General features: G+C 62.4%; 20 protein-coding genes, 1 tRNA gene, 3 pseudogenes and 1 other annotated feature. Of the genes and pseudogenes, 8 read left to right on the top strand and 16 right to left on the bottom strand.

All coding sequences use genetic code 11. The annotated features are described in order from the left end of the window. Window positions 1-273 precede the first annotated feature (273 nt). Window positions 274-537 (top strand): 30S ribosomal protein S20, encoded by a 264-nt coding sequence (gene rpsT / locus ACOOHP_RS09215; RefSeq protein ID WP_420466148.1) that lies wholly within the window; start codon window positions 274-276, stop codon window positions 535-537. A gap of 79 nt (window positions 538-616) precedes the next feature. Here rpsT and proB read toward each other — a convergent pair whose 3' ends face one another. From proB to rplU, 4 genes are read right to left on the bottom strand one after another with little or no spacing between them, the layout of a single operon-like run. Next, window positions 617-1741, bottom strand: coding sequence for a glutamate 5-kinase (proB, locus tag ACOOHP_RS09210; RefSeq protein ID WP_420466147.1), 1125 nt, complete (start codon window positions 1739-1741; stop codon window positions 617-619). Between the two features lie 16 nt (window positions 1742-1757). Beyond that, on the bottom strand, window positions 1758-2864 hold the full coding sequence (cgtA, locus tag ACOOHP_RS09205) for an Obg family GTPase CgtA (protein WP_420466146.1): 1107 nt from the start codon (window positions 2862-2864) through the stop codon (window positions 1758-1760). Window positions 2865-2921: 57 nt separating this feature from the next. After that, the gene (rpmA, locus tag ACOOHP_RS09200) at window positions 2922-3179 is read right to left on the bottom strand and encodes a 50S ribosomal protein L27 (RefSeq protein ID WP_420466145.1); all 258 of its coding nucleotides are present in this window, start codon (window positions 3177-3179) and stop codon (window positions 2922-2924) included. A 15-nt stretch (window positions 3180-3194) separates the two neighbouring features. Then, window positions 3195-3506 (bottom strand): 50S ribosomal protein L21, encoded by a 312-nt coding sequence (gene rplU, locus ACOOHP_RS09195; protein ID WP_420466144.1) that lies wholly within the window; start codon window positions 3504-3506, stop codon window positions 3195-3197. A 186-nt stretch (window positions 3507-3692) separates the two neighbouring features. On the opposite strand from rplU, the gene ACOOHP_RS09190 reads away from it, so the two are divergent. Continuing rightward, window positions 3693-4664: a polyprenyl synthetase family protein gene (locus tag ACOOHP_RS09190; protein ID WP_420466143.1), complete on the top strand. Its 972-nt coding sequence runs from the start codon at window positions 3693-3695 to the stop codon at window positions 4662-4664. A gap of 11 nt (window positions 4665-4675) precedes the next feature. Further along, window positions 4676-4752, top strand: a tRNA-Pro gene (locus ACOOHP_RS09185). Window positions 4753-4781: 29 nt separating this feature from the next. Here the strand turns inward: ACOOHP_RS09185 and ACOOHP_RS09180 are convergent. Next, window positions 4782-5828: a tyrosine-type recombinase/integrase gene (locus ACOOHP_RS09180; RefSeq protein ID WP_420466142.1), complete on the bottom strand. Its 1047-nt coding sequence runs from the start codon at window positions 5826-5828 to the stop codon at window positions 4782-4784. Here ACOOHP_RS09180 and ACOOHP_RS09175 point away from each other — a divergent pair. The 3 genes and pseudogenes from ACOOHP_RS09175 to ACOOHP_RS09165 all read left to right on the top strand — a co-directional run. After that, entirely contained in the window at window positions 5822-6010 is a 189-nt protein-coding gene (locus tag ACOOHP_RS09175; protein ID WP_420466141.1) for a hypothetical protein, read from the top strand. The two genes, ACOOHP_RS09180 and ACOOHP_RS09175, sit on opposite strands and share 7 nt — an antisense overlap. Then, window positions 5973-6179, top strand: a complete 207-nt coding sequence (locus ACOOHP_RS09170; protein WP_420466140.1) for a hypothetical protein — start codon at window positions 5973-5975, stop codon at window positions 6177-6179. The genes ACOOHP_RS09175 and ACOOHP_RS09170 overlap by 38 nt, the downstream gene beginning before the upstream one ends. 211 nt (window positions 6180-6390) lie before the next feature. Then, a pseudogene (locus ACOOHP_RS09165) lies at window positions 6391-6519 on the top strand (type II toxin-antitoxin system HigB family toxin); the annotation flags it as partial. A 9-nt stretch (window positions 6520-6528) separates the two neighbouring features. On the opposite strand, the gene ACOOHP_RS09160 reads toward ACOOHP_RS09165, so the two are convergent. The 5 genes from ACOOHP_RS09160 to ACOOHP_RS09140 form a co-directional block, all read right to left on the bottom strand. Further along, a complete protein-coding gene (locus ACOOHP_RS09160; RefSeq protein WP_420466139.1) occupies window positions 6529-7035 on the bottom strand; it encodes a GNAT family N-acetyltransferase in 507 nt (168 codons plus the stop codon). Further along, window positions 7028-7297, bottom strand: a complete 270-nt coding sequence (locus ACOOHP_RS09155) for a DUF1778 domain-containing protein (RefSeq protein WP_420466138.1) — start codon at window positions 7295-7297, stop codon at window positions 7028-7030. The genes ACOOHP_RS09160 and ACOOHP_RS09155 overlap by 8 nt, the downstream gene beginning before the upstream one ends. Before the next feature lie 133 nt (window positions 7298-7430). After that, on the bottom strand, window positions 7431-7556 hold the full coding sequence (locus ACOOHP_RS09150; RefSeq protein WP_420466137.1) for a hypothetical protein: 126 nt from the start codon (window positions 7554-7556) through the stop codon (window positions 7431-7433). A gap of 291 nt (window positions 7557-7847) precedes the next feature. Further along, window positions 7848-9080: a type II toxin-antitoxin system HipA family toxin gene (locus ACOOHP_RS09145; RefSeq protein ID WP_420466136.1), complete on the bottom strand. Its 1233-nt coding sequence runs from the start codon at window positions 9078-9080 to the stop codon at window positions 7848-7850. Then, window positions 9077-9439, bottom strand: a complete 363-nt coding sequence (locus ACOOHP_RS09140; protein WP_420466135.1) for a helix-turn-helix domain-containing protein — start codon at window positions 9437-9439, stop codon at window positions 9077-9079. The genes ACOOHP_RS09145 and ACOOHP_RS09140 overlap by 4 nt, the downstream gene beginning before the upstream one ends. 59 nt (window positions 9440-9498) lie before the next feature. On the opposite strand from ACOOHP_RS09140, the gene ACOOHP_RS09135 reads away from it, so the two are divergent. Next, window positions 9499-9807 carry a helix-turn-helix domain-containing protein gene (locus tag ACOOHP_RS09135; protein ID WP_420466134.1) on the top strand — a complete coding sequence of 103 codons (309 nt, stop codon included), beginning with the start codon at window positions 9499-9501 and terminating at the stop codon, window positions 9805-9807. A 671-nt stretch (window positions 9808-10478) separates the two neighbouring features. Here ACOOHP_RS09135 and ACOOHP_RS09130 read toward each other — a convergent pair. The 5 genes and pseudogenes from ACOOHP_RS09130 to ACOOHP_RS09110 all read right to left on the bottom strand — a co-directional run bounded on the left by ACOOHP_RS09130 (window position 10479) and on the right by ACOOHP_RS09110 (window position 13701). Beyond that, complete coding sequence (locus ACOOHP_RS09130) at window positions 10479-11261, bottom strand: hypothetical protein (RefSeq protein WP_420466133.1); 783 nt, start codon at window positions 11259-11261, stop codon at window positions 10479-10481. A 30-nt stretch (window positions 11262-11291) separates the two neighbouring features. Continuing rightward, window positions 11292-11435: pseudogene (locus ACOOHP_RS09125) on the bottom strand (DUF4113 domain-containing protein); the annotation flags it as partial. Between the two features lie 119 nt (window positions 11436-11554). Next, window positions 11555-11689 (bottom strand): hypothetical protein, encoded by a 135-nt coding sequence (locus ACOOHP_RS09120; RefSeq protein ID WP_420466132.1) that lies wholly within the window; start codon window positions 11687-11689, stop codon window positions 11555-11557. A 37-nt stretch (window positions 11690-11726) separates the two neighbouring features. Then, window positions 11727-12431 (bottom strand): annotated as a pseudogene (locus ACOOHP_RS09115) (phosphomannomutase); the annotation flags it as partial. A 44-nt stretch (window positions 12432-12475) separates the two neighbouring features. Beyond that, a protein-coding gene (locus tag ACOOHP_RS09110; RefSeq protein ID WP_420466131.1) for an IS3 family transposase occupies window positions 12476-13701 on the bottom strand; the annotation gives its coding sequence in 2 pieces (ribosomal slippage) (window positions 12476-13416 and window positions 13416-13701; 1227 coding nt in all). Beyond that, window positions 13307-13423 (bottom strand) — a sequence feature (AL1L pseudoknot). (Overlaps the previous gene by 117 nt.) 138 nt (window positions 13702-13839) lie before the next feature. On the opposite strand from ACOOHP_RS09110, the gene ACOOHP_RS09105 reads away from it, so the two are divergent. Then, entirely contained in the window at window positions 13840-14208 is a 369-nt protein-coding gene (locus tag ACOOHP_RS09105) for a DUF427 domain-containing protein (protein ID WP_420466130.1), read from the top strand. 232 nt (window positions 14209-14440) lie between these two features. Here the strand turns inward: ACOOHP_RS09105 and ACOOHP_RS09100 are convergent, their stop codons facing one another. Then, window positions 14441-16048, bottom strand: coding sequence for an acyl-CoA carboxylase subunit beta (locus ACOOHP_RS09100; protein ID WP_420466129.1), 1608 nt, complete (start codon window positions 16046-16048; stop codon window positions 14441-14443). Window positions 16049-16072: the final 24 nt, after the last annotated feature.

Here is a 16072-nt window from a genome sequence, read left to right as displayed (position 1 = left end):
AGCTGCGATTGTCACCCAGGGCACGGCGACGGTCTTCTTTAGCGGCCGCTCAAGAGCCGAAAAAGAGGTCTCTGGCAACGCGGAGCCTGACGAATCCTGCGAACCTTCCTGGCGGTCGCCAAGGGCAGCGCAGCGTTGACAAGCATTGGGCCGGATACAATACTGCCGCGCTATTTTTTTGTCAGTGACGTGACCCGATTGCCCGCGCCATTCGCAGCCGGTTTGCTTCGCCCTTCGTAACCCGCTTCGCTCAACCGATTTCAGGAGTCAGTTTTGGCCAACACCGCCAGCGCAAAGAAGCGCGCCCGCCAAGCCGTCAAGGCCCGCGCGCGCAATGCCGGACAGCGCTCGATGATCCGCACCACCATCAAGAAGGTCGTCAAAGCGCTAGACGCTAATGACAAGGCCGCCGCCCAGACCGCTTATGCGGAAATGGTTCCGGTACTGGACCGCTACGCCAATCGCGGCATGATCCACAAGAACAAGGCCGCTCGTCACAAGAGCCGCCTGACCGCGCGTATCGTCGCGCTCGCCTGAGTGGTCCGACGGCGTTGAGAAGCGCGGGTCGCCCCCGCGCTTTTTTGTGGACGCAGTCGGGCAGCTTTTCCTGCGCTGCTCAAACCACCGTCATGTTGTCGCGGTGGATCAGCTCCTCGGCGCCCGGATAGCCCAGCCGACCGAGAATCTCCCCGCGTTTTGCGCCCAGGATGCGCCGCGCCTCGGACGACGCGTAGTTGCTCAGACCGCGCGCCACCTCCACGCCTTGCGGGTCCAGACAGATCACCAGGTCCCCGCGTTCGAATTCGCCTTCCACCTGCGTCACGCCGACCGGCAGCAGGCTGCGCCCATTGTTCTGACGCAGCACCTCGGCGGCACCTGCATCCAGTTTCAAGCGGCCACGGGCTTGCAGCTGACCGGCGATCCAGCGCTTGCGCGCCGCCATCACGCCGATGTCCGGCAACAGCAGACTGCCGATCGATTCTCCCGCCGCCAGTCGAGCCAGCACCTTGGACGCGCGACCGTGCGCGATGGCGGTACAGGCCCCGGACCGCGCGGCAATACGCGCGGCCGACAGCTTGGTACGCATGCCGCCGCGGCCCAGCTCACCCTTGCTTTCGCCGGCCATGGCGCTGAGCTGTGGCGCGGATAATTCGATCTCCGAAACCAGCTTCGCGTGCGGATTCAGACGCGGATCGGCTTCGAACAAGCCGTCCTGATCGGTGAGGATGACCAGTAGCTCGGCCTCGATCAGATTGGTGGTCATCGCCCCCAAGGTGTCGTTGTCGCCCAGGCGGATCTCGTCGGTGGAAACGGTGTCGTTTTCGTTGACGACCGGGATGGCGCCGAAATCCAGGATCGCCTTGAGCGTCGCCCGCGCATTGAGATAACGCTCGCGATCGGCCACATCCTCGTGCGTCAACAAGACCTGCGCGGCGCGCAGGCCATGGGATTCAAAGCCCAGTTCCCAGGCTCGCACCAGACCCATCTGGCCAACCGCGGCCGCGGCTTGCAGTTCGGGCAGCACGCCGGGACGCTTGGACAGGCCCAGTCGGGCCATACCCTCGGCGACCGCTCCCGAGGACACCAGAACGATCTGCCGCCCTCCCGAACGCAGCTCGGCGATCTGCTGACACCAGTCGCGGATCGCCTCGTGGTCCAGGCCCCGGCCCTTGGCCGTGACCAGGGAGCTACCGATCTTCACCACCCAGCGGCGCGCAGCGATCAGACGTTGGCGATTCATGTCTGCAGTCGACGATTCAGGCCGGGCGGTGGTCCTCGTCACCGGCCTCGGCATCCGGTGCCGCCGCAGCCGCGGCGGAAATTTCATCGTCCATCAGGTCCTGCTCGGAACGCGGCGCCTGCGATTCGATCCAGCGCATGGCCTGCGCGCACAGAGCTTCGCAGCCCGCGCGGGTCACCGCAGAGATCACGAAGTGCCGGCCGTGCCAGTCCAGATCGCCCAGCACCGCGGCGACGACGGCTTCGATTTCGTCGGCAGGGATCAGATCGCACTTGTTGAAGACCAGCCACTGTTCGCGCTGCGCCACCTCTGAGCTGAAGGCGCGCAACTCGTCCTGGATGGTGCGAATCTGTTGCGCCAGCGGCGCCTGATCGGGCGGCATCAGGTCCACCAGATGCAGCAGCAATCGGGTGCGGCTCAGATGCTTGAGAAAGCGGATGCCCAGACCCGCTCCTTCGGCCGCCCCTTCGATCAGGCCCGGCACGTCCACCATCACAAAAGACTTGAAGGGTCCGACCGCGACCACGCCGGGCTGCGGATACAGAGTGGTAAACGGATAGTCGGCGATCTTGGGGCGGGCGGCGGAAACTGCGGCCAACAGGGTCGACTTGCCGGCGTTTGGCAGGCCCAGCAGGCCCACATCGGCCATCAGCGACAGCTCCACCCGCAGCTCGCGCTGCTCGCCCGGACTTCCCGGACTGGCCCGGCGTGGCGCGCGATTGGTGGACGATTTGAAGCGCACGTTACCCAAGCCGTGAAAGCCGCCCTGGGCAATCTTGATGCGCTGGCCGGATCGGGTCAGTTCGCCGATCTTCTCGCTGGTGGCGATGTCGAACAGCATCGACCCCAGCGGCATCGGAATATCGACGTCGTGTCCGGACGCCCCGCGACAATTGGCGCCGCTGCCGTTGTCACCACGTTGGGCGCGAAAAACCCGAGTGAAGCGAAAATCGGCCAGGGTATTGAGATTGGGATCGGCCACCGCGAACACGCTGCCGCCGTCGCCGCCGTCTCCACCGTCCGGCCCGCCGAAGGGAATTGCGCGCTCGCGTCGAAAGCTGACGCAACCGTTACCGCCGTCCCCGGCTTCCACTTTGATGCTGGCTTCGTCGACGAATTTCATGTTCGGGAGAGACAAAAAAGGCCCCGTCCGGGGCCTTTTCGTGTCGAGTCGGAAAGCTCAGGCCGGAACCACGTCCACGAACGTGCGGTTCTTGGGGCCGCGCGAGGCAAAGCTCACCTTGCCGTCCACCAGGGCGAACAAGGTGTGATCCTTGCCGATACCGGTGTTGACGCCAGCATGAAAGCGGGTGCCGCGCTGACGCACCAGAATGTTTCCTGCCAGAACCGCCTGACCGCCGAAGCGCTTGACGCCAAGGCGCTTGGATTGCGAGTCGCGACCGTTGCGGGTTGAGCCGCCTGCCTTCTTATGTGCCATGTCTGTGCTCCTGACTTAAGCAGTAATCTCGGTGATCTTCACCTGGGTGAAGTTCTGCCGATGACCCATTTCCTTGTGGTAGTGCTTGCGGCGGCGATGCTTGACGATACGAATCTTGTCGCCCCGTCCGTGGGCCAGCACCTCGGCCTTGACGCTGCCGCCGTCGAGCATCGGCGCGCCGACCTTGATCGAGTCGCCCTCGCCCACCAGCAGCACTTCTTCGAACGCCACCGTACTGCCCACATCGGCCTTGAGCGTCTCGATTTTCAGCGTTTCACCGTTGGTCACGCGATACTGCTTGCCACCGGTCTTGATTACGGCGTACATCGTCAGATTGCTCCCGCATCAGCCCGCAACCGTTGTTGCGGCTCAAAAAAAGGTCGCGAAGTTTAGGGCTGCACCCTCAGATCGTCAATCATTTTGTCACACACACGCCTCTTTCTGTCGCCGGTCTCTGCGTTGACCGCCGGGTTCGGTCCGCCTAGCATCGCGCGCCTCGAATCGCCCATCTGAATGGACGTCCAAACCCTACTCTTGCCGATTGCCGACGACATGCGCGGCCTGGACGCCGTGATCCGCGAGCGCCTGGCCTCGGAAGTGGCGCTCATCAACGAAATCGGCGGCTATATCGTCTCGGCCGGCGGCAAGCGCCTGCGCCCCGCGCTGGTCCTGCTGGTTGCCCGTGCCCTCGAAGCACCGGACACCGGCGTCGCCCGGCTGCTCGCCGCAGTGGTCGAGTTCATCCACACCGCCACCCTGCTCCACGACGATGTGGTGGACCACTCCGATCTGCGTCGCGGCCGCAAGACGGCCAACGCAGTCTGGGGCAATGCCGGTGCGGTGCTCTCCGGCGACTTCCTCTACTCGCGCAGCTTCCAGATGATGGTGGCCGCCGGCGAGATGGAGGTCATGCGCGTCATGGCCGACACCACCAATGCCATCGCCGAGGGCGAAGTGCTGCAGCTGATGAACGCAGGCGACCCGGATGTGGACGAAGCACGCTATCTGCGCGTGATCGAGCTCAAGACTGCGGTGCTGTTCCGCGCTGCCGCCGAACTGGGTGCCATCAGTGCTGGAGTTGGACCTGAGCAATACCGCCGACTTGGCGACTACGGCTACGCCCTGGGGATCGCCTATCAACTGATCGACGACGTTATCGATTACACCGCTGCGCCGGAGATCAGCGGCAAGGCCGTCGGCAACGATCTGGCCGAAGGTAAGCCCACCCTGCCCCTGATTTATGCCATGCGCGCGGGTTCCAGCGACGACGCCGCGCTGATCCGCGTCGCTTTACGGGATCGCCGTGTCGGGCAGTTGCAGAACATCCTGGAAATCGTTGAACGGACCGGGGCGATCCCCTACACTCGCGCGCTCGCCGAAGCCCACGCTGGCCAGGCGAGACTCGCGCTGAACGGTTTGGCAGCCTCGCCCTACCGCGATTCGCTGTTCCAACTGACCGAATTCGCCATCCGGCGGGTCAGCTAGGACTCCCACGTCGGGGCGTAGCTCAGCTTGGTAGAGCGCTTGCTTCGGGAGCAAGAGGTCGCAGGTTCGAATCCTGTCGCCCCGACCAATTCCCTCAAGGACTTACACAACTTCGAGTTAATGCACCTCCCTGGGCGTCACCGCTTTGTAACGTGCGGCCTTGGATAGGCCAGCTACTCGGTCCGGTAGCCGATCAGACCAACCCCTCAAATGCTCCACCGCAAGGTGGGTGTATCGCTTCGCCATGTCGGACGTGCTCCAGCCGCCGAGTTCCTGCAGGACGTGCATTGGCGTCCCATTCTGGGCGTGCCAGCTCGCGAAGGTGTGCCGCAGATCGTGCCAGCGCAGATTCGCGATTCCCGCGCGCAGCAATGCCCCGCGCCAGGCTTTCGTACTGACTTGGCGCACCGGATGACCCTTGTACGTGAACACGTACTCGGAATGCCTTCCGGATTGTTGCATCAGCACATCGATTGCCGGACCGTTCAGCGGAACGCCGATTGGGCGCCTTGCCTTGGCTTCGGCCGCTGGGACGAACAGGAACTGACGACCCAGATCAACGTGAACCCATCTCAAACGCTTCACGTTGCCTTGTCTCAGTCCAGTTGCGAGAGAAAAGACCATCATCGCGCGCAGGTGCTCAGGAAGCTCCGCACAGAGGCGATCAAGTTCGGATTCGCTAAGATAGTGCTCCCGACCAGGGGGCTCCTTGAGCATGCGGATCGACGGAACACGCTCGATCCATTCCCACTCGTTGCCCGCCTTGCGCAGAATCGCGCGAACAATGGAGAGGCGACGATTGATACTCGTGTTGCTCGCCTTCTCGCGCTTGCCGACCGCAATCAGATGCTCGATTCGGTCGCGATTGATCGAACGAAGCTCCCGACCTTCTAGGTGCGTCTGCAACCAGCGCAGATGCACCAAGTCGGTAGGACGACTCGCACGATGTTCAGTCTCCGAAAGCCATCGAATCACGGCGTCTTCCCAGGCTCGATCTTCCTTCACGCCGAGATACTCCCGGCGCCATGCTTCCGATTGCCACTTCGCGAGAATCTGCTTAGCGGCCCTTCGGTCGGTAGTCCCAGTGCTTTTCTGCACTCGCTGACCGTTGATGGTGAAGTCAACCCACCAGTGCGGCGAGTCTGCTCGCTTGTAGAGTGACATTGCTGAACCTCCGCGTTGTCACCTTGAAGCGCTCGCCGCGCGTATTGTGCTCGCAGATCGGCGAGCAAGTCATCTTCGACGAATACATATTCCTTGCCGATGCGCGCGGCGCGGAGCTGGCCGCATCGAACCTTTTTGCGAAGCGTGAGGAAGCGCCTGCGCGGCCTGATCCAGTTCATTGACCGAACCTCGATCAAGCCGGTCTACAGTGTGCTGACGGACGAGATCGGCGAGTCCGGCGATGTCGCGCTTCTGGACTTCAGCACCGGCATCAACCTGGCGCAGCATCGCAGGAAGGTCGAGGCCTACATTCACGGGCATACACCACCATGGCCTCGATGGCGCATTTAACGATGCCGACGCGGAACAGCTTGTCATTGCCCTCGGCAAGGTCAACCAATGCATCATGGCAGCGTAGATCCCGAAAGCCCAAGGCATTCGGCGATCACCGACCTGCCCGACAAAGTAACGTCTGATAGACAGCTACTGATTATTGCGGCGGAAAAAGCAAAGGGGGGGCACCCCGAATCCAAGCATTTGTTCGGGCTCGGTCGGGTCGTATTTCGGCAATGCCAGCGTTCTGAAGGACGGGCGTGTCGTGTTCAACATCGCAGGTAACAAGTACAAGTACCGCCTCGTTGTCTGGATCAAGTACCTATGCAGGGTGCTGTACATCCGCTTTATCGGCACCGGCCACCGGTTACAGTGGAATACGGCCATCAGCGCGACCGAGCGGCAGGTAAAGGGTCATGGCGCGATCCACGAGTGGCGTGAAGCCGTAGTGCTCGTAGAACGCCCTGGCGCCGGCATCCTTTGCATCGACGAGTAACGCGTAGGCGGAGATCTGCTTTCTCCCCTGAAGGCAGCGGTCGACGGCACAGCCGACCAGAAGGCGTCCGAGACCGGCACCTCTGCGATCCGTGCGACAGGCCAAGCGCCCCATGCGGTAACACGGGATGGGAAAGCGGGGGAGCTTCTTACGGTCCGAGTCAGACAGGCGCACGACATCCACCTCGGCGGCACTTAACGTGTAATAGCCTAGAACGAGGCTAGGCTCATCAGAATCAGCCAGCACATACGTTGAACTGATCCCCATGCGCCGGTGCTGTCCAGCGAAGCGACGCAGATACTCGTTCAGCTCTGCAACGCCGCAGTCGAAACCTGCGCGATCATGGACATCCGGATCGAGCGGGACATCTTCAAGCACGCCGTACCTGGCGCTTGGCCCGCGAAAGCGCCCGCTCAAGGGCCACGTTGGGACGGAAGGCGGAATCGAGCGCGGCAACGAAAGCCTCGGCGTCACGTCGCGTCAGCGTGATTCTGGCCTCGCGCTCCAGCAGAGCCTGGGCCTTTTCCTTGGCTGCGGAGCGCACAAACCCAGCCATCGTCGTGCCCATCAGGGCAGCGGCCTTGGCGACGATATCCTTGTCGTCCGGGTCCAACTTGAGATCAAAACGTGCGGTAGACATGCCCTATGGCCTCGCATTTGGGTACGGCATTTTACCGTATCATAGAGAGAGCGGCAATGCGCAGGCATGGACCGTTATGCAGGTAACCGGGTGGGCGACGGGCGCTGGCCGTATTCCGTTGTAACCGGTGGCTTCAGGTCGGTGTAACCGGCAACAGCAGGGCCTCACGGTCGATGATCCAGGCTTTCTGGATGGCCTTCATGCGCACGCTCAGCTGAAGGCAGGTCTCGATCCGCCAAGCTTTCGAATAGGCGGTCAAGATCTGCGCTGGCGACCGCGGTTATCCGCAGCCGTACGGATCTTGTTTTACCCCCCAAGTGACCCTTTCGGCTTGTCTCGCGTCCAGGCCGAGGAGGTCCTCGAGTCCATCACCTCAGTGGCGCGGCATTGGCGTACCCACTTTTCGGATCAGGGCGTAGCGAAGGCGGACCTGGCTCGAATTGCACATCGCGTGCTGGCGCCGGACGTCACACCACCCAGGCCTTCTCCTCCCAGCATCCTCCCGGGTGAAGAGCCGGCCCTAGGGTGAGGTGCGGGCCGCATAGTCCGGTCAACCTGATTGCCCGATATGGGCCTCCAACCGGGCAAGCCCGCGGTGCCACGCCTCGCCCATTCGCTTCAGGATGAGCGCAGCGTCCGGCACCTTGTCGACATAGGATTCCGGCAGCGAGCGCAGATTCGTGCGCATCGTGGATGCCAGACCCGTGAGCGTCTGCCGCATCTCGGCGGACGTCAGACCCCGACTTATGGCGAGTCGCTCGAAGCCTGACCAATCATCCCAGACCTTGCGCCCGTTCAAAGGCAATGCGGGAAGGTCTCGCTCCATCCCTGCAAAGCAGGTGGTCGTCAGAACGTCGTACACCGGCGCAAGGCTTGCGGCATCAGGGTCGGCGTAAAGCAGCCCAAAGTTCTTCAGGTGCGCATCGCCGTTCTCTACCATCAGGTTGAAGGCCACCAGCGTGAACAGCTGCCGGGTGAATGCGCGCCGTTTTGTGGCGGGTATGAAGGCCAGCAGAGACTTGTGGAGCGCTTCGATGCTGGTGGTGTACTTGTCGCGCGCCCACAGGCCCATCAAGGAGGCGGCCTCGTCGAAGCCCAGCGGCGAGCCGTTCGAGTCCAGGTCGAAACGCTTCACCGCCAGCAGTCGGCCGTCCTGACTCAGGACGTGCGAGGGGATTGTCAACCCGCAGGCTGCGGCGAGATTCAGCGTCGCCGCCTCTACCGTCGTGGCGTAGGGATACTCGGGTCGATTGCCCTTGAGCAGGTGCGTGTCCCCGAGGGCGCGCAGAGGGTCGGCACCAGCCGCCATTAGGGGTAAGAGCACCTTAGGCTGTACGCCGGATACGCCTGGGATCGCCGTCATCCGGCTCAGAAGATCGGCGAGAAGACCATCTCCGTCGGTCGCCGCTGCGATATCGCTTTCGCTCAAGTTCAGGGCGAGGGTTTCTGTGAGTGCCTCGCCCGCGCGCGTGAACCGAATCCGGCCGAGTCGTCGTTGGCCGGCAACCCAGAGCATCCCGGCGTGGTCGCGGGTGATGTGTTTCCAGATTGCAGCCGGAAACAGGCTGAGGTCCATTTCCGGAAGATGCTGCTCGAATGCTGGCAGGACCCCGTCCCAGATATAGGTCGGGAGCTTACGCGGCATCGTCAGGGCCGCGTCCTGCGTGGCAGTGGCGCCGTACGTAAATGTCCACTGCTCGTTACCGGAGACCGGTGTAACGGTCACCTCACCCTGGACTGCATGCGCGATGTGCAGGGACAGCCGCCGGATGCGCTCGCTCACGATTGGCCGTGGCTCTGCGCGCGACGTAGTTGAATCAACGTCGGCCGTTCAGAGGTGGGCTCCATCACCAGCTGCATTCCGAGCGCCTGCGCGAGCCTGAGGAAGGTGGCGAGGCTGAGATTGGCCTTGCCGCGCTCTAGGAGACTGAGCCGCGCGCGGGTGAGACCGGCGGCCGCTGCCAACTCGGCCTGGGTCATCCGCGAAGCTTCCCGGTTCTGGCGAACTGCGACGCCAGCCTCTTCAATGTTCTCTATATGATGCATGTAAACAATAATGATCTGGTTTGTATCATAAAGCAAACATGAACATTTGTCATCGCGCAATCTCGAGGCGGCCGTCGTGTCGGCGCGCGGCGGCACGCTTTAGTCCGTAGGCTATAGCTGACTAACGCGACACGCTGCGCGAGATCGAGACGCTCATGTTTGCGGAAGCGGGCACCGAGGCGGGCGACCGCCTCGACGTGCTGGCAACCCTGGTCGAGGCCTACGAACGGACGCATTTCCCCATGGAACTGCTGGATGCAGTGGAGGCCATCAAGTTCCGGATGGGACAGCAGGGCCTCACGGTCGATGACCTGATTCCAGCGATCGGCCGGAAGAACCGCGTTTATGAGGTGCTGGCCCGCCGACGGCCGCTGACGATGCGAAAGATTCAGGCCCTGAACAAGACCTTCAACATCCCCGCCGAAAGCTTGATCAATCAGCGAGTTTCTCGAAGGGCTGCATAACCGTTCTGTGCAACAACTGGTTAGTAATTCGCTGCCCACCCGCTTGTTGCACAAAGTCCAAAAAAACGCCGCTCCGAGGAGCGGCGTTTGTAGCATTGTCGCGAGTTTCAGTTCGGATTTATTGCGAACGCTGTACCTGAGCACAGCGTGTTCGAGGATGTTACAACTGGCGTCTAGCGTGACACTGGTTTTATTTCAAACGTTGCTCTAGCGAGCAACGTGTTCCAGTCCAGCTTTCCGTGGAGGTCCCGCGACGATCCGATGTCGACGAATAGTTACGCACTTGTCAAGCCTGCGATGACTGCCCATTGGATCGATAGAAGCAGAGTGTTACCGTAAAGCTCACACATTTTGAATTATTCTCGCCCGCGGGTGTCGTCCGTCGAATAGCTCTTGGCCATCAGAATGTCACTATAAAATTGTATTTGAATGATTTATTTCTTGCCGCGTTGCTTCTGTCTCACTCCATCGACCTCACACACTTTTACGGAACTCGTATCCCTATCCGCCCTTACTGAGGATGCCGAAACCCATCGGTGCAAGAATTGGGAAGCGGCATAGCCGATTTCGAAGCTGCATCGCCCCCGCCAGCCAGGCTGCCTGCCTCCGAACCCAACACGTTAAAGGCTGTGATCCTGATAGGGTGATCTGGATTGCAGCGCGCGCCCGATTCAACTGCCGTACATCCGGATCAGTTTGGCCAGCAGGGTTTCGGCAGGTTCGGCTCGGAAATATTTCCCGATATCCGCCCACCCCTGAAGCGGGACCATCCGGACTCCTTGCTGGCTCTCGCCCGATAGCGCGCCACCCAGGTATTGACGGGTTCGCCGCTGGGCGGTGGGGGACTCTCCCTTGCGCTCAGCCCCGGCGTCGGCGGTCACCCAGGCGCCGTTGTCGGCACTGAGCACGACGCCCACATGCAGCGCGCCAGATCCGGAAATCCAGTAAATATCGCCGGGTTTTGGCAACGCGGATCCGCCCGCTTTGACGTAGGCGTCGAGGCGGTTGTCGATCTGACCGGACAGCATGAACTTCACATCCACGCCGCCATTGCCGAGCCAGCGCTGAGTGCCCTTCGGGGCACTAACCCCGAAGCTGGACATCAACTGGCGAACCATGAAGCCGGGTAGATGCCCGCATGAAGTGCCATTGGCCGGCGGTTTATAGCCCGACCACAACGCCGCGTACTGAGGGTCTGCGGCCACCGACTTCCCCTGCTTGGGCACGACGCGATCAATGATGGCCAGGGCCCGATTTCGAAGCTCATCCTCTTTCATGTTGATCACCCCGTGACCTGCGATTGGTCCGCGTATTGTGGAAACGCCGTAGAGCTGCGCAATGACCTCATGTCGTAACCACAGGCCAAACTGTGAAGGGGCCAACATTTGGCGCCTTTGATTGACGGCGCGGCGGGCAGATGGCTGGGCATCTCCGGCAGGTTCGACGACGCTCATCTCGAGCAGCTTTTACACAAAGAGGTTCATTCAGCGCGCCTTCGGAAGGGCGTGCCAGTCGGTGGTGTAGCAGGGGGAGAGATTCTCCCGCCGCATGCGCCAGCTTCGCTGCAAGCCGGACCTACCTACGGCGAGCGTGCCGCGCCCGAACCGGTGGTTGAGCCGATCCAGGGCGGCGTTGAGCCGGTCCGAACTCTCGAGATGCGCCGGCTAATCGAAGAGCGTGACCTGCCGCTGCGCCTTCGGGGCAGTCCCCGCCGGTTGTACACCGGCCTTTTGTAGTCGTACCCCAGCTAGAAAATACGCCACATGCCGGCCAGTGCTGCCCGTCCGATCAGCAGGGTGTCGTCGGTGGCCTCCGAAAAGGCGCGCACGGTGCTGGGCGGATACGGCAATGATTGCAGCCGAGATTGAGCAGCGAGGAACACGCCGCGAATCCGCGCGACCGGTTCTGGCCGCCTACCATTACGACTCCGCATCAATCGAGGCCAACAACTCCGATGTCTTGACGTCGGTCAGGCGCCGGTCGCCGCGTGATTCCACGTTCAATCTCAGCAACGGCTCAGTATTCGAGCCGCGCAGGTTGAAGCGCCAGTCGCCAAAATCCAGGCTCAGGCCGTCGGTATAGTCGACGGCGCGTGCGCGGCGCGCATAGCGGGATTCGATACGGCGCAAAGTGGACTGGACGCTGACCACACCGCGATTGATTTCGCCACTAACCGGATACATCGCCGTACGCTCGCCGACCAGTTGCGACAAGGGCTTGCCGCTCCGCGAGATCAGCGCGGCCACCATCAACCAGGGAATGGTGCCGTTGTCGCAATAGCCGAAGTCGCGAAAATAATGGTGTGCGCTCATCTCGCCGCCGTAGACCGCATTCTCGGCACGCATGCGCTCCTTGATGAAGGCGTGGCCGGTCTTGGACTGCACCGGCTTGCCCCCTGCACCTTGCACCACATCGATGGTGTTCCAGGTCAGCCGCGGATCATGGATGACCCGCAGCGGCCCGCTCTCATGGCTGGTGGCCTTGAGCAAGGCCTCGGCGAGCAAACCGACGACGTAATACCCCTCGACAAACTCGCCCCGCTCATCGAACAGAAAACAGCGATCGAAGTCGCCGTCCCAGGCCACACCGAAGTCGGCATTGGCCGCCTGAATCGCGGCGCTGGTGAGACTGAACCGCCCCGGTTTTCCCGGAGGCTGTTTGGTTTGAGTCAGGCTGCCAAGAGCAGGCTGTCTCGCTGCTGATAGTAGGCCGCCTCTTTCTCTGCGGGCGGGATGTTGCCGATGGGCTCCAGCAATCGGCGGTTGTTGAACCAATCGACCCACTGGAGCATGGCCCACTCGACGTCTTCACATCGCTGCCACGAGGTTCGGCGATGGATGACCTCGGCCTTGTACAAGCCGTTGATGGTTTCGGCCAGAGCGTTGTCGTAGCTGTCACCCACGCTGCCGACCGAGGGTTCGAGGCCCGCTTCGGCCAGGCGCTCGCTGTATCGAATGCAGACGTATTGAGACCCCCTGTCGCTGTGATGGACGAGTCGCCCCGCGACGAAAGGCTTTCTCGCGTACAGCGCTTGCTCCAGAGCGTCGAGGACGAAATCGGCCCGGGCGGTGGTCGACGCTTTCCAGCCGACGATCCGGCGCGCGTAGACGTCGATGACGAAGGCGACGTAGACGAAGCCCTGCCAAGTCGACACGTAGGTGAAATCGCTGACCCACAGCGCGTTGGGCCGGTCGGCCCGGAATTGCCGGCGCACGTGATCCAGCGGGCACGCGACATTGCGATCCTGGATCGTCGTGCGCACGCCCTTGCCGCGGATCACGCCGCGCAGCCCGAGCTGTCGCATCAAGCGCTGCACCGTGCAGCGTGCGACTTCAAACCGCTCGCGCCGTAACTGCCGCGAAACCTTGCGCACGCCGTAGACGCGGAAGTTTTCGTTCCACACCCGCTCGATCTCGGGCACCAGCTGCTCATCACGCCGTGATCGTGCCGATCTCTGATCCGGATGCCGTCGCTGCGCCACGTGTGCGTAGTAGGTCGACGGAGCGATCGGCAACACCTTGCAGATCGGCTCGACCCCGTAGACCGCGCAGTGATCGTCGATGAAGGCCTTCATCGCTTGAACGGGCGGTCGAGCTCCGCCTGGGCAAAATACGCAGACGCCTTGCGCAGAATCTCGTTGGCCTGACGCAGCTCGCGGACCTCGCGTTCCAGGGCCTTGACCCGATCCTTCTCCGCCGTGCTTGGGCCCTCCCGCAGTCCTACGTCCCGCTCGGCCTGACGAACCCAAATCCGCAACGTCTCGGGCTTGCAGCCAATCTTCCCGGCAATCGATTCGATTGCCGCCCACTGCGAGGCGTACTCGCTACGGTGCTCGAACACCATCCGCACCGCCCGCTCCCGCACCTCCGGTGCGTACCGCGTCAACTTGTTCATCGCTCCATCCTCTCAAGGTTTGGAGCCTCCGAGAAAGCCGGGGCGGTTCAGCCGCCAGTGGGTAGGAGATGTTCTCGGGGGAATTGTGGCTGCGCGACTCAATTAAGATGAGATCCGCGCTGCAGTTCGGAGATCGACATGACAGGTAGGCAGATCCTCAAACCCTCGCCGGAGCATCCCATCGACATCGAGCGAGCGGGTCGAGGGGTAACGGTAAAGATTGACGGGAAAATCATCGCGAAAACTGAGAATGCCCTCGAACTGCGAGAGGCGAAGTATCCGCCGGTGCTCTACATCCCTCGCGCCGACGTCAGGATGGAGAGCCTTGAGCGCTCCGAACACACGACCTACTGCCCGTTCAAGGGGGATGCGAGCTACTACAGCGTCCCAGCCTTGGGCGAGCGTGGGCAAAACGCCATCTGGACCTACGAGACGCCTTTCGAAGCGGTCGCGGCGATCGAGAAGCATCTAGCTTTCTATCCGGACCGGGTCGAGATCATCTCGTAGTCTCAAAGCTGAGCATGGATTTCTTGCCGTCGTCCGAGACCGCGAAATCCTGGTGCGGCACGGAATCAGAGATGAGCAATACCTCCGCGTCAAAATCCTCACCTCCATGCTCCCGCCACTCTGATTTCATCGAAAATCACCCACTCGATTTCCTGAAGACCCCAATTTTTAGGGTGTGGGCGCAACCGGAAAAGAGCCGGGCAGCCGAGGCCCGAGCCGACAATCGGCCGCGTCAAAGGCGGAAAACACCGTAGCGCGGATCGCCGATCGGCGTGTTCAGCGCCGCGCTGATCGCGATACCGAGCGCGTTGCGCGTGTCCACCGGATCGAGCATGCCATCGTCCCAGATCTCGGACGTTGTGTAGTAGGCGCTCTGCTTGCGCTTGAACTCGCCGAGTACCGGGTCGCGGATGGCGTCGATGTCGGCTTGCGACAGCTTCTTGCCGGACTTGGCGAGCTGGCGGATCTTCACGTCGGCGAGCACGTTGGCCGCCTGTTCCGCGCCCATCACCGAGGTCTGCGACTGCGGCCAGGAGAACAGCATGCGCGAATCGAACGCGCGGCCGCTCATGCCGTAGTTGCCCGCGCCGAAGGAGCCGTGGCACATCACGGTGAACTTGGGCACCTCGCTGCACGACACCGCCATGATCATCTTGGCGCCGTCCTTGGTGATGCCGCGGCGCTCATACTCGCGCCCGACCATGAAGCCGGTGATGTTCTGCAGGAACAGGATCGGCGTGCGGTTCTGGTTGCACAGCTCGATGAAGTGCGCGCCCTTGAGCGAGCTGTCGTTGAACAGCACGCCGTTGTTCGCCAGGATTCCGATCTTGTAACCCCACAGGTGCGCGTAGCCGCAGATCAGGGTCTTGCCGTAGTTCGGCTGGTACTCGTGAAAGCGCGAGCCATCGACGAGACGCGCAATCACCTCCTTCATGTCGAACTGCTGCTTGATGTCGCGCGGCAGGATCCCGTACAGCTCCTCGCCCGCGTAGTACGGGGCTTCCGGCGTCTGCCACTCGATCTGGGTTTTCGTCGGCCGCTTGAACTGCGCGACGATGTCGCGCGCGATCGCGATCGCTTCTTCCTCGCTCGACGCCGGGTAGTCCGCGGTGCCCGAGGTGCTGGTGTGCATGTCCGCACCGCCGAGCTCGTCGACGGTGTTCTCCTCGCCTGTCGCCGCCTTCACCAGCGGCGGGCCGGCGAGGAAGATCGCGCCGGTGCCGCGCACGATCACGTTGTAGTCCGACAGCGCCGGCACATACGCGCCGCCCGCGGTGCAGTGGCCGAGCACCACCGACACCTGCTGCACGCCCATCTTCGACAGTACGCATTGATTGCGGAAGATGCGGCCCGCCATGTACTTGTCGGCGAACAGGTCCGCCTGCAGCGGCAGGAAGCCGCCGGCCGAATCGCAGAGATGCACGACCGGCAGGCGATTCTCGATCGCGATGTCGAGCGCGCGCACGGTCTTCTTCACCGTCAGCGGGTACCAGGCCCCGCCCTTGACGCTCGCATCGCCGGCGTTGATCACGCACTCGCGGCCCGACACGATGCCGATACCGGTCACGCAGGCCGCGCCCGGCACCTCGCCGTCGTAGGCCTCGTTCGCGGCGAGCGAGGAGAACTCGAGGAAGGGCGTGCCCGGATCGAGCAGCAGCTTCAGGCGCTCGCGCACCAGCAGCTTGTTCTGCGAGCGCAGGCGGTCGATATCGCGCTGCGGGCGATCCTCGCGCACCGCGCGCTGCTTGTCGCGGAAGGCGTTCGCAAGCGCACGATTATGTGCGGCGTTGGCCTGGAACTCGGCGGACGCGGTGTTGAGGCGGGATTCGATGCGCTTCATGAGCGTTCCTGTAGGTCGTCCTTC

Origin of the sequence: Panacagrimonas sp. (assembly GCF_965216805.1) — a bacterium.
GTDB lineage: Bacteria > Pseudomonadota > Gammaproteobacteria > Nevskiales > Nevskiaceae > Panacagrimonas.
Note: the sequence above shows the minus strand (reverse complement) of the source record. Positions and strands in the feature narration are given on the sequence as shown.